This is a genomic window from Thalassobaculum sp. OXR-137 (assembly GCF_034377285.1).
Classification (GTDB): Bacteria; Pseudomonadota; Alphaproteobacteria; order Thalassobaculales; family Thalassobaculaceae; genus Thalassobaculum.
Genome location: NZ_CP139715.1, coordinates 564885 through 585094 on the forward strand (window position 1 = coordinate 564885; position 20210 = coordinate 585094).

Below are 20210 nucleotides of genomic sequence, written 5' to 3' on the forward strand. Positions count from 1 at the left end.
TGCCTAGAACAGCCCGGACAGCCGGCGGCCGATCTCGACGGCGAGCACGGCGAGGCTGACCAGCGCGCCGATCACCGGCAGCCAGATCGGCAGGTTCGGCGCCTCCGCCGGGGCGGAGCCGCGCCGCTTCAGGCGCCAAAGTGCCAGATTGCACAGGGCGAAGACCGCGAGCGTCACCAGCGAGGTGGTGCCGGCCAGGGTGGCGATCGGGAACAGCAGGGCCAGCGTCAGGATCGCCGCCACCACGAGCACCGTCGCCACCGCCGGCGTGCGGGTGGTCGCATGCACCCGGCCGAGGAACTCCGGCAGGGAGCCCTGGCGCGACAGGCCGAACAGCACCCGCGAGGCCATGACCATCTGAACCAGCACCCCGTTCACCGTCGCCAGCACCGCGATCGCGCCCAGCAGGCGGGCGTCCCCGCCTGCGGCTGCGTAGACCAGGGCGAGCGGGGCCGGCGATCCGGCCAGTTCCACCAGCGGCAGGACGGCAAGCGCGGTGACCGATACCGCCAGGTACAGGCTGCCGGCGATGACCAGCGTCGCGACGATGGCGATCGGCATGGCCCGGGCCGGATCCTTCACCTCCTCGGCAACGTTGACGATGTCCTCGAAGCCGATGAAGGCATAGAAGGCGAGCACCGCCCCGGCGAAGACGCCGACCACCGGAAACGGCGTGCGCGGAACCAGGATCTCCGCCACCGGCAGTCCCCCCTCGCCGCCCGTCGCGATCCCGGAGCCGACCACCAGCATCAGCCCGCCGATCTCCACCAGGGTGAGCGCCCCCGCCGCCAGGGTCGATTCCGTGATGCCCCAGATCGCCAGCCCGCCCAGGGTCGCGCAGAGCACGACGATCGCCAGCGCTTCCGGGATCGCGATGAGCGTCCGCAGGTACCCGACGCCGCCGACCACCACGCTGGCCGCGGAGATGATCCCGGCCGCCGCCACCATCAGACCGACGATCAGGGACAGCCCCTCCGAGGCGAAGGCCTCGCGCACGTACAGCGCCTCGCCGGCACTCTTGGGCATGCGGGCCGACAGTTCGGTGAAGGACAGCGCCGTCGCCCCGGCCAGCAGGGCGGCCAACAGGAAGGTGAACGGCGTCCAGGCCCCGGCCCGGGCCGCGACCTCGCCGATCAGCACATAGATGCCGGCACCGATGGTGGTGCCGACACCGTACAGCGTCAGCAGACCCGGGCCGAGGCGACGGGCGAGTTCGGGTTCGGGTTCGGGCAAAAGTTTAGGGTCAGCGGTCATGGCACGAGCATACCGGGTTCCGGCCGCCCGGCCTTGCGCCAGATCAAACCTCCGCGGAAGGCGCCTGCGGTGCGGCCGAGGGCAGGGCCAGACGGATGACGCCCTTGGCGGTGCGGATGTCCACCGGCTTGCCCTTGCGCAGCACCTGGATCGCGCCGCGGTCCTGCAGGGAAGCCGCCGCCGCGCGGACGGACCGCAGCAACGGCCGCCAGGCCGATGTCTCGTTCGGATTGCCACCGGCGGCGCGCGCCACCTCGTCCGGGCTGATCGACTTGCCGGATCCGGCCGCGGCGCACCGATCCAGGATCAGCGCCTCGAGCGGGTCAACGGTTGCTTCGTTGGGTTCACTTGCCATATAGCCAGCATAGTCCGACAGGCGGGAAGGACCAGAAGAATGCTGGGCACGATCGACGCGGTCATCATCGGCGTGCTCGTCTTCACCGGAGGGCACTTCCTGCTGTCCTCGGCGCCGATCCGCGACCGGGCGATCGACGCCATCGGAGAAGAGAAGTTCCGGGGCCTGTATTCGCTGGTCATGCTGGGCGGCCTGGTCTGGCTGATCCTCGCCTTCCGCGACGCACCCTACATGGAGATCTGGGTGCCGGGCGCGGCGACCAAGTGGGTCCCCAACATCCTGGTGCCGATCGCCTGCATCCTGCTCGTGTCCGGCATCACCACGCGCAGCCCGACCTCGGTCGGCGGCGAGGCCATGCTGGCGGAGCCGACCACCTTCAAGGGCATCCTGACGATCACCCGCCACCCGTTCCTGTGGGGCACCGGCCTGTGGTCGCTCGGCCACCTGGCGACCAACGGCGATCTCGCCTCGATTCTCCTGTTCGGCGGCATCGCGGTCCTGTCCTTCGCCGGCATGCCCGCCCTGGACGCCAAGATCCGCCGCAAGGTGGACAGCGCCTGGGGGCCGGTGGCGATGACCACCTCGATCCTGCCGTTCCTCGCCGTCCTCCAGGGCCGCACCCGCCTCGACCTCGCCGGCATCGGCTGGTGGCGCCTGGGGCTCGGCGTGCTGGTCTGGGTCCTGCTCTACGGCGCCCATCCGTATTACGCCGGGGTCTGGCCGCATCCGGGTTGAGGCCAGAAGCCGCCTCGTCAGACGCGTCTTCCTGCTGCTAGGCTCGGTGACTTTCCCACCGGCACAGGCGGCGCGTCATGCCCTCCACTACCCCTCCCATCTTCGACGGCCATAACGACGTCCTGCTGCGCCTGCACCGCAAGGAGTCCTCCGACGCGGCGACCCAGTTCGTGAAGGGCGACAACCGCGGCCACCTCGACCTGCCGCGCATGCAGAAGGGCGGGTTCGGCGGCGGCTTCTTCGCCGTGTTCGTGCCGTCGCCCCGGGATCCCGACGCGGCCGACAACTTCACCGACTCCATGCAGGGCGACAGCTACGACCTGCCGCTGCCCGCCGAACTCGATATCGGCTACGCCCAGCCCATCGCTCTGGAGATGATGGGCCTGCTGTTCCAGATCGAGAAGGAGAGCGAGGGCGCCTTCACCGTCTGCCGCACCGCCGCCGAGATCCGCGCGGCCCTGGAGCGCGGATCGGTCGCCGCCATCCTGCATATCGAGGGTGCGGAGACCATCGACCCCGAGTTCCGCTCGCTGGAACTGCTGTACCAGGCGGGCCTGCGCTCCATCGGACCGGTATGGAGCCGGCCGACCGCCTTCGCCCACGGGGTGCCGTTCCGCTTCCCCGGCAATCCCGATACCGGTCCGGGACTGACCGATCTCGGCAAGGAGCTGATCCGGCGCTGCAATCAGATGCGGGTGATGATCGACCTCTCCCACCTGAACGAGGCCGGGTTCTGGGACGTGGCCAAGCTCAGCGATGCGCCGCTGGTCGCCACCCATTCCAACGCCCACGCGCTCAGCGCCAGTACACGCAACCTGACCGACAGGCAGCTCGCCGCGATCCGCGAGAGCGACGGCATGGTCGGCGTCAACTTCGCCACCTGCTTCCTGCGCGCGGACGGGCAGATGAACGCCCAGACCGGGCTCGACGTGATGATGCGCCACTTCGATCACCTGATCGAGCATGTGGGCGAGGACCGGGTCGGCTTCGGCTCCGATTTCGACGGAGCGACGATCCCGGGCGATATCGGCGACGTGGCCGGGCTGCCGGTCATGCGTCAGGCGATGCGCGACCATGGCGTCGATGACGCGCTGATGGAAAAACTGTGCTGGGGCAACTGGGTCCGAGTGCTGGAGAAGACCTGGGGCGCCTGATCGCGGGTCGTCACCGGGCACATCGAAGGGAGACCCTATGGCGACCGAGACCCCGCTCTTGTTCCAGCCGCTGACGATCCGCGGCGTGACTTTGCCGAACCGCGTAGTGCTGTCACCGCTCTGCATGTATTCGGCCCGGGACGGCGTGGCGAACGACTGGCACTTCTCGCATCTGAGCGCCTTCGCCCGCGGCGGCACCGGCCTGGTCTTCACCGAGGCGACCGCCGTGCGTCCGGAGGGCCGGATCACCCATGGCTGCTGCGGGCTGTGGACCGACGCCCAGGCCGAGGCCTATGCGCCGATCGCCAAGTTCATCTCCGGGACCGGCATGATCCCGGCGGTGCAGCTCGCCCATGCCGGCCGCAAGGCCTCGGTGGCGGAGCCCTGGACCGGCGGCAAGCCGCTCGGCCCGGACTCCCCCAGCAAGGCCGAGCCGTGGCAGACCGTCGGCCCGTCGGCCCTGCCGGTAGGCGATGACTGGCCGACGCCGCATCCGCTGTCCAATGCGGAGATCGGCGATATCGTGGACGCCTTCGCCGCCTCCGCCAGGCGCTCGCTCGCCGCAGGCTTCAAGGTGGCGGAGATCCATGCCGCCCACGGCTATCTGCTGCACAGTTTCCTGTCGCCGCTGACCAACCGGCGCAACGATTCCTACGGCGGCGACCGGGCCGGTCGGATGCGCTTCCTGCTGGAAGTCGCCGAGGCCGTGCGGGCGGTCTGGCCGGAGGAGCTGCCGCTGTTCTGCCGGATCTCCGCCATCGACGGCCCGCAGGAGGGCTGGTCGATCGAGGATTCCGTGGCGCTGGCAACCGAATTGGCGGCGCGGGGCGTGGACGTGGTCGACTGCTCGTCGGGCGGCATCGCCGGACCGCCGGCCTATCGCGCTGACTATGCCGGCAAGCCCCTGGAGCGCGCGCCGCGCGGACCCGGCTTCCAGGTCCCCTTCGCCGAACGGCTGCGGAACGAGGCCGGGGTGAAGACCATGGCGGTCGGCGTCATCACCGAAGCGGCGCAGGCGGAGGAGATCCTGCAGGAGGGCCGCGCCGACCTGATCGGGATCGGCCGGGAGCTGATGTACAACCCGTTCTGGGCGCTCCATGCGGCGGAAGCGCTGGGAGCGGACCCGGAGTGCGCGCTCTGGGAGACGCAATACGGCTGGGCGATGGTCCGTCGTTCGGAGATCGCGGCCAGCGGCGGGAAGCGGTAGGGCCCGCCGAGGGATCAGCCCGGCACCCCCTCAATCCCCGCGACATTTTCCAATCGGTCGTCCCAGTCCGCCCGGCTGGCGAGGCAGATATGGGCGTCCGGTTGCCTGGAGATCGCCCCGTCGATGCAGCCGGCGGGGATCATCAGAAGATCCCCCTCGACTTGGACGCTGGGGACGGCGGACCCGCATGTCACACAGAAACTCTTCTGGTGCCGCGTTTCCGGGACGCGGTAGGTCCGGACGTTCTCACGACCTGAAAGCCAATCGATCGCCGCGGCCGCGGTAAACAGATTGGCTGCATGCGCGGACCCGGTGTCCTTTCGGCAGCGCGAGCAGTGACACAGATAGAACCCCTGAATCTCGCCCACGACTTCAAAGCGCACGGCGCCGCACAGACAGGAACCAACCATTGTCCGGGTCATCTAAGGGATCCTTCCGGCTGTTCGGCGTAGGGCTGGATCATGCGACGGGATCGACCCTTCGACACGCCCCGGCCTCGGGCCGAGGCTGCTCAGGGCGAGGTCGAATTTTATCCGGAACAAACTTTGACCTCGCCCTGAGCAGCCCCCTGTCCCGGATTTAATCCGGGATTGATCCAGGGGGCGTGTCGAAGGGCCGGGGGCCGCGTTACTCCACGTAGATCATCTTCTTCGTCATGCCGCCGTCGATCACCAGGTTCTGACCGGTGATGAAGCCCGCCCGGTCGTCGAGCAGGTAGAGCACCGCCTCGGCGATGTCCTCGGGCGTGCCGACGCGGCCCACAGGGTGCTGCTCCCGGTCGGCGTCGCTATGCGCCGGATCGCGGCGCGTCGACGCCTTCTGCCAGGGGCCGGTCTCGATCCAGCCGGGCGAGATCGCGTTGACCCGGATCGCCGGGCCGTCGCGGTCGTCGCGGGTACCGAGCGACATGGCGAGCGCGTGGGTCACCGCCACCACTCCGCCCTTGGCGGCGGAATAGGCTTCGGTGTCCGGCTCGCTCATCAGGGCACGGGAAGAGGCGATGTTCACAATCGCCCCGCCACCGGCCGCCCGGAGATGCTTCGCCCCGTGCTTGGCCGTGGCGAGAATGCTGACCAGGCTCACGTCCAGCACCTTGCGCACGGCGTCCAGGTCGAGGCTCTCGACCGGGCCGTTGGCGTTGATGCCGGCGTTGTTGACGATGGCGTCAAGCCGGCCGAAGCGCTCGACAGTGTGGGCGATGGCGTCGGCCACCACCGCCTCGTCGCCGACATCGCCGGCGACGGTCAGGATCCCATCGGGTAGCTCGGCCAGGGCCTCGACGTCGGTATCGATCGCCGCGACCCGGAAGCCGGCGGCGGACAGGGCCAGCACGGTCGCCCGGCCGATGCCCTGGGCACCGGCGGTGACGAGCGCGACCCTGTCGGCCATGGCGGTCTTAGCCCTGCAGCATCTTCTTCAGACGCAGGCGCAGGGCGTTCAGCTTGATGAAGCCGGCCGCGTCCTTGTGGTCGTAATCGGCCACCGCGCTCTCCTCGAAGGTCACCCAGTCGGCGGAGAACAGGCTCTTCTCGGCCTTGCGGGCGACGACCATGGCATTGCCCTTGTAGAGCTTCATGGTCACGGTGCCGGTCACCGCCTGCTGGCTGAAGTCGATGGCCGTCTGGAGCATCTCGCGCTCCGGGGCGAACCAGAAGCCGTTGTAGATGAGCTTGGCGTAGCGCGGCATCAGCTCGTCCTTGAGATGGCCCATCTCGCGGTCGAGAGTGATGCTCTCGATGGCCCGATGAGCGACATGCATGATGGTGCCGCCCGGGGTCTCGTACAGGCCGCGGTTCTTCATGCCGACGAAGCGGTTCTCCACCAGGTCGAGACGGCCGATGCCGTTGGCGCGGCCGAGCTCGTTCAGCTTGGTCAGGATGGTGGCCGGACTGAGCGCCTCGCCGTCGATGGAGACGGGGTCGCCCTTCTCGAAGCCGATCTCCACGAAGGTCGGCTTATCCGGCGCCTCTTCCGGGGCGATGGTGTTGGACCAGATGTAGTCGGCCGCCTGGACCGCCGGATCCTCCAGCACCTTACCTTCCGAGGAGACGTGCAGCATGTTGGCGTCGACGGAGAACGGCGCCTCGCCGCGCTTGTCCTTCGGCACCGGGATCTGGTGCTTCTCGGCGTAGTCGATCAGCGCGGTGCGCGAGCCGAGGTCCCATTCACGCCACGGAGCGATGATCTTGATGTCCGGCTGCAGCGCGTAATAGCTCAGCTCGAAACGGACCTGGTCGTTGCCCTTGCCGGTGGCGCCATGGCAGACGGCATCGGCGCCGGTCTCCTGGGCGATCTCGATCTGCCGCTTGGCGATGAGCGGCCGGGCGATGGAGGTGCCCAGCAGGTAGGTGCCCTCGTAGACCGTGTTGGCGCGGAACATCGGGAACACGAAGTCGCGCACGAACTCCTCGCGCAGGTCCTCGATGAAGATTTCCTTGATGCCGAGCAGCTTGGCCTTCTCGCGCGCCGGCTCGAGATCCTCGCCCTGGCCGAGATCGGCGGTGAAGGTCACGACCTCGCATCGGTAGGTGTCCTGGAGCCAGCGCAGGATGATGGAGGTGTCCAGGCCACCGGAATAGGCGAGGACGACTTTCTTCACGGACTCGGTATCGGACATTGGCTTGCTCGAGGCTCCCTTTCGGCGCGCGGCGCCACCAAGACGACGCGCGACATTCCTGCGCGGCGTTGTAAGGGGGCCGCTCAGACTCGGCAAGGGGGTGGGCCGGAAACCCGTCGGAAATTACCGCCGGGACGTCAGTCCCGCGGCAGCCGGACCGTGACGCTGGTGCCCGCACCCGGCAGGCTGTCCACCGTCAGGCGGCCGCCATGGAGCCCGACAAGCGCGCTGCTGAGGGCGAGGCCGAGGCCGGTGCCCTGTCCGCCGGCGGACTTGGCCTGCTCGAACGGCCGCAGCAGCCGCGGAACCTCATTCGGGTCGATGCCCGGACCGGTGTCGCGCACGGTCATCTGCACCGCCCCCGGCTCCACGACCGTGACGAGTTCCACATAACCGTGGGCCGGGGTGAACTTGATGGCGTTGGCCAGCAGGTTGATCAGCACCTGTTTGACCGCCCGCGGGTCGATCCGCAGGATCAGCGACGGGTCCACCGGGCCGATGTCGAGATGCAGCTCGGCCTCCGCAGCCCGGCCGCGCACCATCCGCGCCGCACGGTCCACCACGTCGCTCAGGGCGACGTCCTCCAGCACCAGGCTGTACTTGCCCGCTTCCACCTTGGACATGTCGAGGATGTCGTTGATCAGGCTGAGCAGATGATTGCCGCTGGCATGGATGTCTTCGGCGTAGTCGCGGTAGCGCTCGGCGCCGAGGGGGCCGAAGGCCTCCAGCTTCAGGATCTCCGAGAAACCGAGGATCGCGTTCAGCGGCGTCCGCAGCTCGTGACTCATATTGGCGAGGAACCGCGACTTGGTCCTGTTGGCGGTCTCGGCCCGCTCCTTCTCCACGGTGAGCTGCTCGGTCACCACCGCCAGGTCGGCCGCATGGCGCTCGGCCTCGGCCCGGGCTGAATCGAGCTCGGCGACCCGGGCCCGCAGCACCGCCTCCTTCGCCTTCAGCTCGGTGATCGTGGTGCCGGCGATCACGATCCAGCCGTCCGGCGTCCGCGTCTCACTCATCAGACTGACCGAGCCGTCCTTGTACCGGCGCTCGAACTGGAGCTCGCGATGACGGAGGGCGTGCAGCGCCATGCGCTCCTCCAGGTCGATCTCCCGTCCGTCATACAGGGTGACCACATCGTCACGGGCCGCGTTGATGCTGGCGCACGCCTCGAAGGTCATGCCGGACTGGAGGGCGTCTTCCCCGGCCACGCGGGCGAAGGCCTGGTTCCAGACCACCAGACGATCCTCCGGATCGAAGATGCCGATCCGGACGTTGATCGATTCGAGCGCCCTGTGAAGGACTTCGCGCTGACGGATGATCTCGGTGACTTCCGACCCGACGCTGACCAGGCCGCCATCGCGGGTCACCCGTTCGCGCAGGCGGAAGGTCCGCCCGTCGGCGAGCGCCATCTCGTAGGAATCGTCGGAAGCCGAGATCCGGTTCTCAAGGCGCCATCGGGCATAGCCCTGGCTCGCCGGGACAGTCTCGGAGCGTCCGGCGACGGCCATCAGATCCTCGATTCCGCGCCCGATGACTGAGTCGACTTCCTGCAGGCCGAAAATGTCGATCCAGGCCTCGTTGCACAGCACGAGCCTTTCCTGCTGGTCGAACAGGGCGAAGGGATCCGGGCTGGCGACAAAACTGTCCACCAGACGGGCTTCCGCCACCTCGGCCCGCCGCTCAGCCTCCCTGAGGCGGGTGGAAATGTCCGCCCGCGGGACCGCGTCGCTCCAGGTCATCAGAATACCGGCGCGATGCGGGGCGAAGCGCGCGCGCAACGTGTGATAGGCGGGGGCGGCGGTGGCGTCGAAGGCGCAGTCCACCGGGCGGCCGTCGCGCAGAACGCACTGCGCAAGTTGCAGGGGATCGCGGCCGACCCAGCCGGACAGCCGCCGCACCAGGCTCTTGCCGATAAGGTCCTTCGCGGCGAGGCCGAGCAGGGACAGGGCGCCGGGTGTCGCGTCCGCGCACAGGAAATCGACAATTTCGCAGGTCGTCGAGTGCACCGGCACCAGCAGCAGCGCACCGAGGAATGCCGCATCCAGCGTGTCGGCGGCGGATGCGAGGGCACCGCCTTGTATGTCTATCGGCTTATTCAGGATCGCCAACTCAACCGACATGGGGGACTGAACCGCAACGTTGGAGTGCGCTCCCGCGATATTCGGCCACGGCCGGTTAATAATCCCTGAACTCAGGGACACGCGTCGGACCGCCCGCCCGGCGTCGGCGGCAGCCACAGGGTCACCGCGGTCCCTTCCCCGACGACGCTGTGGATCGAGAGCGTGCCGCCATGGGCCTCGACCAGCGCCTTCGACAGGGAGAGCCCCAGGCCCGTCCCCTCCTGCCCCCGCCTGGTCATGTCCGACATCTGCTCGAAGGGTTGCAGCAGCCGCTGCACATGCTCGGCCGGGATCCCGGTACCGGTATCCTCCACCTCCAAGATGAAGCCGCGATCGTCGCTGCGCACCCGGATCGCGATCTGACCGCCGGCCGAGGTGAAGCGGATCGCGTTGGCCAGCAGGTTGATCAGCACCTGCTTGATCGCCCGCCGGTCGAAATCCCAGACCACGGCGACCGACGGCAGGTCGAGCACCAGGCTCAGCCCGGCCTCCGCCATGCGGCCCTTGATCATCCGGCGGACCTCGTAGATCAGGTCGTCCACCGCGTTCGTGGTGATCGCCGGCTCGAACTTGCCGGCCTCGATCTTCGCCATGTCGAGCACGTCGTTGATCAGGCTGAGCAGGTGATGGCCGCTGGAATGGATGTCCTCGGCATAGCCGCGGTAACGGTCGTGCCCGACCGGGCCGAAGGTCTCGTTCTTCAGGATTTCCGAAAAGCCGATGATGGCGTTGAGCGGGGTGCGCAGCTCGTGGCTCATATTGGCGAGGAACTGCGACTTGCTGCGGCTTGCCGCCTCGGCCCGCTCCTTTTCCGCATGCAGAAGCTCCGCCATGGCGGTCGCCCGGGCCGCATGGTGTTCGGCCTCCTGGCGGGCCCGGCCGAGATCCTCGACCCGGTATTCCAGAGCGAGCTGGTGCCCCTTAAGCGCCGTGATGTCGTGCCCGATCAGGACGCGGCCGGCCTCGTGGGTGACGTCCTCGTGCACCCTCAGGGTCCGGCCGGTCTCCGCCACGAGCTCGAATTCGTAGCGCTGACCGAAGACCGGCGTGCGGGACACCAGGTCCTCCGCCTTCAGCGGGGTGCCGCTGCGCGATTTCATGGTCACGCTGGCGCGGGCGATGGCGCCTGCGACCGCCGTGTAGGGCATGCCCTGGGTCAAGGCGAGGCCCGACGCCAGATCGGCGAGCCGGCTGTTCCAGGCCGTCAGCCGCTGGTCGGCGTCGAACAGGGCGAAGGCCTGGCCGATCGCCTCGAAAGCCTCGCCGATGCGCCGCCGGCTACGCTCGGCGTCGGTGACGTCGCGGGCGGTGAAGATGCGTTCGCCGGCAGCGGTGGTCTGGTAGCGGGTGCGCACGATACGCCCGGTCTTCAGGTGCACGATACCGGTGTCGCCAGACTCTTTATGGCGCTGGGCGAACCAGTGATTGCTCCAGGCTTCCTTGCTGGGAAATCCGGTCGCCACGTGGTCCACGACCTCCGCCCGCGACGTCACGATCTCCCAGGCGGTCTTCCCGACGACGTCGCTCAGCGACCCGATGGCCAGGGTTTCCAGCCACCGGTCATTGGCCACGACGACCCGGTCCTGATTGTCATAGACCACCACAAGATCGTCGCCACGGTCGAGCCACGCCCGGAACCGGCCCTCGGCGATCGCAATGCGCCTCTCCGTCTCCGGCTGCGGATCCGGCTGCGGAGCCGACAGATACCAGGCGACATGGTCGCCCAGGGGCACGATCTTCACGGAGACGATGGAGGCCTGGCCGTCCGGTCCCTGAATGGCGATCCCGGCGGACCGGGCGGCGCCGTCGGCCAGAACCTCCAGGGTATGGGAAAGCGCCGAGCGGCTGTCGCCCGAGAGCAGCCCTTCGGCCGAGCGGCCGACCAGCCCCAACCCGTCGCTCGCCAGCAGGGAGCGGGCGGCTTCGTTCGCGGCCACGCAGATCAGAACCCGCTGCCGCGCCGACAGAATGACGACGGCCTGGTCCAGCGGCGCGATCAGCGCCTGCAGGACGTCGATGGCCTGATCGTCACTCAATTGCGACGGCGACTGCACAATAAGTCCTACCGTATGAAAATTCGCCCTGTCACCACGACGCGACAGGGTGCGGCCGGGAAAGCTAAGAACCCGTTAAGGAAACGCCGTCGGCACCGTTTTTTGTCGCGCTCGAACCCGGCGGCTACTCGTTGCGCAGCATCGGGGCGGGACGCTGGCCCAGGGCCCGCCAGGTGCCGACGAAACCGAAGGAGATCGTGATCCCCATCGCCAGCAGGGCGGTCAGGGCGAGCACGCCGGGCGGCAGCACGAAATCGCTGCGCATCACTTCCACGACGACCGCCGCTGCGGCGACGGTGCCGACCAGGGAGGCGATGGCGGCGGTGGCCAGCCCGAGCAGACCGTATTCCAGCAGATAGGTCTTCACGATCCGGCCTCGCGTGGCGCCGAGCACCTTGAGGATGACCGCGTCCCGGACCCGCCGCGCATGGCCCGCGGCGATCGCGCCAGCCAGCACCAGGGTGCCGGCGACCAGGGTGACCGCCGCCGTCGCCTGCACCGCGATCGCCACCGCCGTCAAGATCCGGTTCGCCCCTTCCAGCGCGTCCTTGACCCGGATCGCGGTCACATTCGGCAGCGCGGCGGTGACCGCCCGCTGAACCTCCGCCTCCAGGGCGGGATCGTCCATGTAAACCGTGGCGATGATCGAATGGGGAGCGGCCTCCAGGGTGCCCGGCGCGAACACGAAGGTGAAGTTCATCCCGAGCGAGCCCCAGTCGATCTTGCGCAGATTGGCGATCTGCACGGTGATCGGCCGGCCCAGAATGTTCAGGGTCAGGCTGTCGCCGACGCCCACGCCGAAGCCCTTGGCGATGTTGGCGTCGAACGAGACCAGGGGCGGTCCCGCATAGTCCTGCGGCCACCAGTCGCCCTCCACCACCTCGGAATGCTCGGGGGGTGCTGCGGAATAGGTCAGACCGCGATCGCCGCGCAGGGCCCAGGATGTGTCCGGGTCGACCGAGCCCTCGTCCGCCGGCACGCCGTTGATCTCGGTGATGCGACCCCGGACCATCGGCGTGGTCTCGATGTGCCCGACCCCGTCGATGGCGGAGACGGTCTCAAGGAACTGCTCCTTCTGATGCGGCTGGATATCGATGAAGAAATACGCCGGCGCCACGTCCGGGATCCGTTCGTCCACCTGTCGGGACAGGTTGGCCTGGATCAGCGCGATGGTCACCAGCACGGTCAGGCCCAGCCCAAGGGCCAGGACCACGCCGGGGGTCGGCGCGCCCGGACGGTACAGGTTGGCCAGGGCCATCCGCAGTTCGGGATCCCGCGGGCGCCCGGCCTTGCGGGCCAGGGTCATGATCACCCAGGACGCCGCCAGGAACAGCAGGATGGCGCCGATCGACCCGACGATGAACCAGGCGGCGAGCTTGGGGTCCGTCGCGGTCGCGATCGCCAAGCCCACCAGCAGGGCGACGGCGGCCGCCAGGGCGATCAGATAGGGCAGGCGCGGCCGGCCGCCGAGGGGCGAAATGGCGGAGCGGAAAAGCTGTGCCGCCTTCACGTCGCAGGCCCGGCCGAGGGACCAGAGCGAAAAGGCCACCGCCGTCAGCATCCCGAACAGCGCCGCAAGCGCAAGCGGCGCAGGATACAGCGCCACCGGCACGTCGAAGGGCAGCAGCGGGGCCGCCAGCTTGGCGGCGGCAATCGGCGCCAGCGCCCCGACCAGCAGGCCGATGACGGTACCCGCCGCCGCCAGGACGCAGATCACCAGCAGATAGGTGCGGAACACCAGGGCACTCGGTGCGCCGAGGCATTTCAGCGTCGCCACCGTTTCGGTCTTGCCGTCGAGATAGCTGCGCACCGCCATGGCGACGCCGACACCGCCGACCAGCAGCGCGGTCATGCCCACCAGGGTCAGGAACAGGGTCACGCGGGTGACGAAATTGTCGTAGCCGGGGGTCGCGTTCTCCAGCGAACTGGTCCGCCAGCCGGCATCCGGAAACCGCTGCTCGAGATCCTCGAGCCAGGCTTTGCGGTCGGTGCTGGGCGGCAGAACGATCCGATAGTAGTGGCGCACCATGGAACCGACCTGAACCAGTCCGGTCTCGTCCACCGCGGCCTCGGAGATCATCAGCCGGGGGCCGAAGCTGGCGAAGTTGACCAGCCGGTCCGGCTCGCCGGTGATCAGCGCCCGCAGCTCCAGGGTCGCCTCGCCCAGCCGCAGCCGGTCGCCGACCGAGATGTTCAGCCGCTCCGCCAGGCTGGCATCGGCCACCGCCCCGAACACGCCGTCGCGTCGGGCAAGCGCCTCCTCGAGACCCGCGCCGCGATCCAGCTTCAACGTCCCGACGAGCGGATACAGGCCGTCCACCGCCTTCAGCTCGACCAGCGAGCTGTCGTCCCCCGACTCCGAACGGGCCATGGCGCGCATCGACACCACGGTGGATACCCTGCCGGACTGTTCGAGATAGGACAGTGCCTCCGGCTCGGCCGGCCGGTGCACCATGCGCAGGGCGACATCGCCGCCCAGGATGCGCCGGGCATCGCCCTCCAGGCCCGACATCATGGCCGAGGATACCGACCCGACCGCGGCGATCGCCGCGACGCCGAGGGCAAGGCAGGCCAGGAAAATGCGGAATCCCTTCAGGCCGGTGCGCAACTCGCGGCGGGCGAGGCGCAGGGCGAGCGGTCCGGTGCGCATGGTCTACTCCGCCGCCTGGTCGGTGCGGTTGCCGTCGATCGCGGTGTCTTCCACCACCTTGCCGTCCGCCACCTTCACCGTGCGGGCGCATCGCGCGGCGAGATCCATGTCATGGGTGATCAGCAACAGGGTCGTGCCGTCGTCGCGGGCGAGGCCGAACAGTAGGTCAATGATCTGGTCGCCGGTCGTGCCGTCCAGGTTGCCCGTCGGCTCGTCGGCCAGAAGCAGGCGCGGCTTGGCGACCATGGCGCGGGCGATGGCGACGCGCTGCTGCTCGCCGCCGGAAAGCTGCTCGGGATAGTGCTCGACCCGGTGGGACAGGCCGACCCGGTTCAGCGCGTCGGCGGCCGCCTCGAACGCGTCGTCGCGCCCGGCCAACTCCAGCGGCACGGCGACGTTCTCCAGCGCCGTCATGGTCGGCACCAGCCGGAACGCCTGGAAGACGATCCCGACATTGTCGCGGCGAAACCGCGCCAGGGTGTCCTCGTCAAGGCCGACGAGTTCGGTCCCGGCGACCTGCACGCTGCCGGAACTCGGGTTCTCCAGCCCGGCGGTCACCATCATCAGGGTGGACTTGCCCGCCCCCGAGGGACCGACGATCCCGACGGTTTCGCCGGCGGCGACGGACAGGTCGATTCCGCGCAGGACATTGACCTCGCCGGCTCCACTTCTCAGGTTCAGGGTGACGCCCCTGAGGCGGACGATCGGGTCACCGGAAGATGAGGTCATCGTGTCGCTATCCCACACTGGTCCAAGGCCGGGCGTCGCAACGCCGTCCCCACGAGCCCGATATGGTCCTGCCGTGAGGCGGATCAATGCGGTTCTGCGGTTCGCCGCAGGTATTGCGATCCTGTCGCTCACCCTCGCCGGGCCGGCCGCCGCCGAGACGATCCGCATCCTCGGCTTCGGGGATTCGCTGATGGCCGGCTACGGGCTGGCGGACGAGGATGCCTTCCCGACCCGGCTGCAAGCGGCCCTGCAGGCGGCCGGACATGACGTGATCGTGATCAACGCCGGCGTGTCGGGCGACACCACGGCCGGCGGCGCCGCCCGCCTGGCCTGGTCCCTGTCGGAGGCGCCGGACGCCGCGATCGTCGAACTCGGCGCCAATGACGGGCTGCGCGGCATACCGACGGCGGACACGCGGCAGAACCTGGACGCCATCCTGACGGCGCTGGGCGAGAACGACATTCCGGTGCTGTTCGCCGGCATGTACGCCCCGCCGAACATGGGCAAGGAATACGGCGCCGATTTCGCCGCCGTCTTCGAGGATCTGGCGGCGCAGCACGAGGTGATCTTCTACCCGTTCTTCCTGGACGGGGTTGCGGGCGACCTCGCACTCAACCAGGCCGACGGCATCCACCCCAACCGGGCGGGGGTGGATATCCTGGTGGAGCGGATCCTGCCCTATGCGGAGAAGCTGGTCGTCCGGGCCAAGGGGGAGTGAGGCACTCCGTCGCCAAGAGAAACGCACTCCCCGGATTTATTCCGGGGTAACCCGTCCGCTCGCTCCGCCGTCTCCAATTTTGGCGGGTACTTGGAAGCGGCCGCACCGATCGCCCCGGAATAAATCCGGGGAGTGCGGCGGGTGGGGCCGGGGAGTGCGGTGGGTTGGACAGAGGTAAGGCAAAGCCCCCTCACCCCCGCCGCCGCGCTTCGACCGCATCCGCCAGCCGGTCGAGCACGCCGAGGCTGGTCTGCCAGTCGATGCAGCCGTCGGTGATGCTGCGGCCATAGACCAGCGGCTCGCCCGGAATCTGGTCCTGACGACCCGCCTCCAGGAAGCTCTCCACCATCACGCCCGTGATCCGGTGCTCGCCGGCGGCGATCTGCGATGCGACCGCGTCGATCACCTTGGGCTGGTTTTCCGGCTTCTTGGCGCTGTTGGCGTGGCTGGCATCGATCATCACCTGCGGACGCACGCCCGCCTTCTCGGCCTGGGCGCAGACCGCGTCCACGCTCGCCGCGTCGAAGTTCGTGCCCGACCGCCCGCCGCGCAGGATGACGTGGCAGTCCGGATTGCCCGCCGTCTCGGCGATGGCCGCCCGTCCCTCCTTGGTCACCGCCAGAAAGTGGTGCGGCTGGGAGGCCGCCTGGACCGCGTCCAGGGCGACGGTCACGCTGCCGTCGGTCCCGTTCTTGAACCCGACGGGGCAGGACAGGCCGGAGGCGAGCTCGCGGTGGATCTGGCTCTCCGTCGTGCGCGCGCCGATGGCGCCCCAGGAGACGAGGTCGGCGAAGTATTGCGGCGTGGTGGTGTCCAGGAACTCGCAACCCGCCGGCAGGCCCATCTCGTTGATCCGCTGCAGCAGGTCGCGGGCGCGGCGCAGGCCGGTCTCGATGGCGAAGCTGCCGTCCAGATGCGGATCGTTGATCATCCCCTTCCAGCCGACCGTGGTGCGCGGCTTCTCGAAATAGACCCGCATCACGATCTCCAGCGTGTCGCGGTGACGCCGGCGCTGCACCGCGAGCCGGGCGGCGTAGTCGAGCGCCGCCTTGGGGTCGTGCACGGAGCAGGGCCCGATCACCACCACCAGCCGGTCGTCGCGGCCGTGCAGGATGTCGGCGATCGCGGCGCGGGCGGTCTGCACCCGGCGGATGATCTCGGGCTCGCGCGGGTTCTCGGCGATCACCGCTTCCGGCGCGCTGAGCGGGGTGATCGATGCGATCCGCAGATCGTCGGACCGGCTCAGCGGATCGAGGGCAAGCGGATCGGCATCGGGCACGTCGGAGACACGGGGGTCGGTTTTCGTCTCGGTCTTTATGGGTGCGATGTTCACGGTGAAGTCCTCCTGTGGAGGCCCGCCGACGACATCAAAAAAGCCGCCGGGAGAGGGCCGGCGGCTTGTGGGATGATTGCTGCGCTTGGTCTGTTCTAGGTCGCGCGCACCCCTGCCTCCGCCGGCTGCGGATAGCTGCTAAAATAAAACCAGAAGCCGGCGAATGCGTGGGTCATGGCGCGGAGCGTAGTCCCGCGATTTCTCCCTGTCACCCCGTTTTGTCGCCAAGGCGACAGGTGCCGCGAATATTGTCGGACCGGCTCCGGGCGGCTATCAACCCCGCCAACGCTTTCCCGATGCCTTTCCCGCGAGGATTCCGCATGCAATACCGCCCGCTCGGCCGGACCGGCCTGAACGTCAGCCTGATCTGTCTCGGCACCATGACCTACGGCAAACAGAACACCGAGGCCGAGGGCCATGCCCAGATGGACCTGGCGCTGGACCGCGGGATCAACTTCTTCGACACCGCCGAGATGTATGCCGTCCCGCCCACGGCGGAGACCTACGGCAAGACCGAGGAGGTCATCGGCACCTGGTTCGCCGCCCGCGGGAACCGGGACAAGGTGATCCTGGCGACCAAGGCGGTCGGCCCGGGCGAGCGCTTCAAGCATGTCCGCGACGGGTCGCCGAAATTCGACGCCAAGAACCTGACCCAGGCGGTGGACGACAGCCTGAAGCGGCTGCGCACGGACTACATCGACCTCTATCAGCTCCACTGGCCGGAGCGCTCGGTGAACTCCTTCGGCAAGCTCGGCTACGTCCATAACGACGACGAGGTGACCACGCCGATCGCCGAGCAGCTCTTCACCCTGGCTACGCTCGTGAAGGCCGGCAAGATCCGCCACATCGGCCTGTCGAACGAGACCCCCTGGGGCATGATGACCTTCGCCCGGCTCGCCGACGAGCACGGCCTGCCGCGGGTGGCCTCGGTGCAGAACCCCTACAGCCTGCTGAACCGCTCCTTCGAGGTCGGCTGCGCGGAGGTGGCGATCCGCGAGGATATCGGCCTGCTCGCCTATTCGCCGCTCGCCTCGGGCTGGCTGACCGGCAAGTACCAGGGCGGGGCGCGGCCCGAGGGCGCGCGCATGACCCTGTTCCCGGACAATTTCAGCCGCTATTCCAACGACGCCGCCCAGGCGGCCAATGCGGAGTATGTGCAGATCGCCCGGGACAACGGCCTCGACCCGGCGCAGATGGCGCTGGCCTATGTGAACACCCGGCGCTTCATGACCGCCAACATCATCGGCGCCACCAAGATGGACCAGCTCGAGGCGAATATCGCCAGCCTGGACGTCACCCTCTCAGAGGCGGTGCTCGAGGCGATCGAGGACGTGCAGCGCCGCATCTCCAATCCGGGCCCGTAAGGCCCCATATCCCGGCCATGCCCCGCCTGTTCGTCGCCCTCGATCTTCCCGAAACCGTCAAGGACGCGCTCGGCGACCTGCAGGTGGGCCTGCCCGAAGCCCGCTGGCACGATATCGACGACTTCCACCTGACCCTGCGCTTCATCGGCGAGGTGGATCCCGCCACCGAAACCGAGCTGGTCGAAACCCTCGACCTGCTGGACGGCCCGGCCGTCGCCGTGATTCCGCGCGGCTACGGCCATTTCGAGCGCAAGGGCAAGCCGGCGGTGCTCTACGTCGCCGCCGAGCCGACACAAGAACTCGCCGCCCTGCAGCGCCGGGTGGAAAGCCTGGTCCGCGGCTGCGGCGTCTCCCCCGACCCGCGCCGTTTCACCCCGCACATCACCCTCGCGCGCTTCCCCAGGAGCATCGAGGCGGACCGGGTCGGCCGCTGGCTGGAGACCGCGCCGACGCCGCAGATCCCGCCCTTCACCGTCGATGCGGTGACCCTCTACCGCAGCCGCCGCCAGCCGGAGGGCGCGCGCTACGAGCCGCTGCACCGCTTCCCGCTGGACAGCCTGCCGGACGAGGACAGCACCGGCTGGGCCGGATATCCGCACGGCGATGACGGGGACTCGGACGGGGACGGTGAAGCCTGTTAGGCTGCCGCCGTCTGCCCCCTGACGGAGTTCCGCATGCCCCTGCCCGCCCCCCTGACGCCCGACGCCCCCATCGTCATCCTGACGGGAGCCGGGATTTCCAAGGAGTCCGGGCTCGACACCTTCCGCGATGCCGACGGCATCTGGTCGCGCGTCCGCATCGAGGACGTGGCCACGCCGGAGGCCTTCGCCCGCGACCCGGAGACGGTTCAGGGCTTCTACAACGCCCGGCGCCAGAGCCTGCTGAACCCGACCGTGCAGCCGAACGCCGCCCACGCAGCGCTTGCCCGGCTGGAACGGGAATGGGCCGGCCCGGTGCTGCTGGTCACCCAGAACATCGACGACCTGCACGAGCGCGCCGGCTCCGCCAACCTGATCCACATGCATGGCGAGATGCTGAAGGCGCTGTGCCAGATCTGCGACGCCAGCAGCCCGTGGCGCGAGGACCTGTCGGACGAGGCGATCTGCCCGCGCTGCGGCAGCGCCGGCGGGCTGCGGCCCGACGTGGTCTGGTTCGGCGAGATGCCCTACGAGATGGAGCGGATCTTCGCCGCCCTGGCGCGCTGTGCGCTGTTCGTGTCGATCGGCACCTCGGGCAACGTCTACCCCGCCGCCGGCTTCGTGCAGGAGGCCCGCCAGGTGGCCGGCGCCCATACGGTGGAGCTGAACCTGGAACCGTCCTCCGGCGTCACCGCCTTCGCCGAAGCCCGGCACGGCCCGGCAACCGAGATCGTGCCGGCCTATGTGGCGGAACTGCTGGCGCTGGCGGGGTGAGTGAGAGCAACACCTACATCCCAATCCCGACTTCCTGTCCCGGATCTGATCCGGGATTGATCCAGGACCACGCCTCGAACGCCGGTCACACGGTCCTGGATCAAGTCCAGGAAGTCGATTTTAGAGGGGAAAGAGGAGTAAGGTACCGCCCTTACCCGATCAGCGCTTCGAGCCGCGCCCGGAGCGCTGCCGGATCGGGATCGGCGATCTCCAGCACCTTGCGCCGGTCGGTCGCGCCGCGCACCACCTCCAGCGCGGATTTCGGAAGCTTCCAGCGCTTGGCGAGCAGGGCGACGATCGCCTTGTTCGCCTTGCCGTCCTCGGGCACCGCGGTCACGGAGACCTGCAGCCAGCCCTCGCCGGTCTCGTCCGCCACGACGGCGCCGAGGCGATCCGCCGACGCCTTGGGCGTGGCGCGCACCCGCAGCACCAAGCGGTCGGGCTGAAGGGAGAACGGCGACAGGGCGGCGGGGTCCTTGCCCATGCGGATCGCGGTCCCGGCGGCGCG

Annotated in this window: 18 protein-coding genes; 7 read left to right on the forward strand and 11 right to left on the reverse strand. The window is 68.8% G+C overall.

Annotation, left to right across the window (positions count from 1 at the left end):
- Nucleotides 1-3 precede the first annotated feature (3 nt).
- Together T8K17_RS02720 and T8K17_RS02725 are read right to left on the reverse strand one after the other, a co-directional pair.
- Nucleotides 4-1254, reverse strand: coding sequence for an APC family permease (locus tag T8K17_RS02720; RefSeq protein ID WP_322332969.1), 1251 nt, complete (start codon nt 1252-1254; stop codon nt 4-6).
- 43 nt (nt 1255-1297) lie between these two features.
- Nucleotides 1298-1609 carry a DUF3253 domain-containing protein gene (locus T8K17_RS02725; protein WP_322332970.1) on the reverse strand — a complete coding sequence of 104 codons (312 nt, stop codon included), beginning with the start codon at nt 1607-1609 and terminating at the stop codon, nt 1298-1300.
- A gap of 39 nt (nt 1610-1648) precedes the next feature.
- Between T8K17_RS02725 and T8K17_RS02730 the strand changes: the two genes are divergently transcribed.
- The 3 genes from T8K17_RS02730 (at nt 1649) to T8K17_RS02740 (ending at nt 4705) form a co-directional block, all read left to right on the forward strand.
- Entirely contained in the window at nt 1649-2344 is a 696-nt protein-coding gene (locus tag T8K17_RS02730; protein ID WP_322332971.1) for an NnrU family protein, read from the forward strand.
- Between the two features lie 77 nt (nt 2345-2421).
- Complete coding sequence (locus T8K17_RS02735) at nt 2422-3498, forward strand: dipeptidase (RefSeq protein WP_322332972.1); 1077 nt, start codon at nt 2422-2424, stop codon at nt 3496-3498.
- A 37-nt stretch (nt 3499-3535) separates the two neighbouring features.
- A complete protein-coding gene (locus T8K17_RS02740; RefSeq protein ID WP_322332973.1) occupies nt 3536-4705 on the forward strand; it encodes an NADH:flavin oxidoreductase/NADH oxidase in 1170 nt (389 codons plus the stop codon).
- A 14-nt stretch (nt 4706-4719) separates the two neighbouring features.
- Here the strand turns inward: T8K17_RS02740 and T8K17_RS02745 are convergent, their stop codons facing one another.
- From T8K17_RS02745 to T8K17_RS02775, 7 genes are all read right to left on the reverse strand, one after another.
- Nucleotides 4720-5127 carry a GFA family protein gene (locus T8K17_RS02745; protein ID WP_322332974.1) on the reverse strand — a complete coding sequence of 136 codons (408 nt, stop codon included), beginning with the start codon at nt 5125-5127 and terminating at the stop codon, nt 4720-4722.
- Nucleotides 5128-5332: 205 nt separating this feature from the next.
- On the reverse strand, nt 5333-6094 hold the full coding sequence (locus T8K17_RS02750; protein WP_322332975.1) for an SDR family NAD(P)-dependent oxidoreductase: 762 nt from the start codon (nt 6092-6094) through the stop codon (nt 5333-5335).
- A 7-nt stretch (nt 6095-6101) separates the two neighbouring features.
- Nucleotides 6102-7322 carry an argininosuccinate synthase gene (locus tag T8K17_RS02755; protein WP_322332976.1) on the reverse strand — a complete coding sequence of 407 codons (1221 nt, stop codon included), beginning with the start codon at nt 7320-7322 and terminating at the stop codon, nt 6102-6104.
- Nucleotides 7323-7459: 137 nt separating this feature from the next.
- Nucleotides 7460-9442 (reverse strand): sensor histidine kinase, encoded by a 1983-nt coding sequence (locus tag T8K17_RS02760; RefSeq protein ID WP_322332977.1) that lies wholly within the window; start codon nt 9440-9442, stop codon nt 7460-7462.
- A gap of 71 nt (nt 9443-9513) precedes the next feature.
- On the reverse strand, nt 9514-11478 hold the full coding sequence (locus T8K17_RS02765; protein WP_322332978.1) for an ATP-binding protein: 1965 nt from the start codon (nt 11476-11478) through the stop codon (nt 9514-9516).
- A 142-nt stretch (nt 11479-11620) separates the two neighbouring features.
- The gene (locus T8K17_RS02770; protein WP_322332979.1) at nt 11621-14146 is read right to left on the reverse strand and encodes an ABC transporter permease; all 2526 of its coding nucleotides are present in this window, start codon (nt 14144-14146) and stop codon (nt 11621-11623) included.
- Between the two features lie 3 nt (nt 14147-14149).
- The gene (locus T8K17_RS02775) at nt 14150-14875 is read right to left on the reverse strand and encodes an ABC transporter ATP-binding protein (RefSeq protein WP_322332980.1); all 726 of its coding nucleotides are present in this window, start codon (nt 14873-14875) and stop codon (nt 14150-14152) included.
- A 73-nt stretch (nt 14876-14948) separates the two neighbouring features.
- Between T8K17_RS02775 and T8K17_RS02780 the strand changes: the two genes are divergently transcribed.
- On the forward strand, nt 14949-15593 hold the full coding sequence (locus T8K17_RS02780; RefSeq protein ID WP_322332981.1) for an arylesterase: 645 nt from the start codon (nt 14949-14951) through the stop codon (nt 15591-15593).
- Between the two features lie 190 nt (nt 15594-15783).
- On the opposite strand, the gene T8K17_RS02785 is transcribed toward T8K17_RS02780, so the two are convergent.
- The gene (locus T8K17_RS02785; RefSeq protein ID WP_322332982.1) at nt 15784-16926 is read right to left on the reverse strand and encodes a 3-deoxy-7-phosphoheptulonate synthase; all 1143 of its coding nucleotides are present in this window, start codon (nt 16924-16926) and stop codon (nt 15784-15786) included.
- Nucleotides 16927-17246: 320 nt separating this feature from the next.
- On the opposite strand from T8K17_RS02785, the gene T8K17_RS02790 reads away from it, so the two are divergent.
- The 3 genes from T8K17_RS02790 to T8K17_RS02800 are packed head-to-tail and all read left to right on the forward strand — an operon-like array spanning nt 17247 to nt 19702.
- On the forward strand, nt 17247-18290 hold the full coding sequence (locus T8K17_RS02790; protein ID WP_322332983.1) for an NADP(H)-dependent aldo-keto reductase: 1044 nt from the start codon (nt 17247-17249) through the stop codon (nt 18288-18290).
- Nucleotides 18291-18307: 17 nt separating this feature from the next.
- A complete protein-coding gene (gene thpR / locus T8K17_RS02795; protein WP_322332984.1) occupies nt 18308-18931 on the forward strand; it encodes an RNA 2',3'-cyclic phosphodiesterase in 624 nt (207 codons plus the stop codon).
- A 33-nt stretch (nt 18932-18964) separates the two neighbouring features.
- On the forward strand, nt 18965-19702 hold the full coding sequence (locus tag T8K17_RS02800; RefSeq protein WP_322332985.1) for an NAD-dependent deacylase: 738 nt from the start codon (nt 18965-18967) through the stop codon (nt 19700-19702).
- Between the two features lie 151 nt (nt 19703-19853).
- Here T8K17_RS02800 and T8K17_RS02805 read toward each other — a convergent pair whose 3' ends face one another.
- Nucleotides 19854-20186 (reverse strand): DUF167 domain-containing protein, encoded by a 333-nt coding sequence (locus tag T8K17_RS02805; RefSeq protein ID WP_322332986.1) that lies wholly within the window; start codon nt 20184-20186, stop codon nt 19854-19856.
- Between the last annotated feature and the right edge of the window lie 24 nt (nt 20187-20210).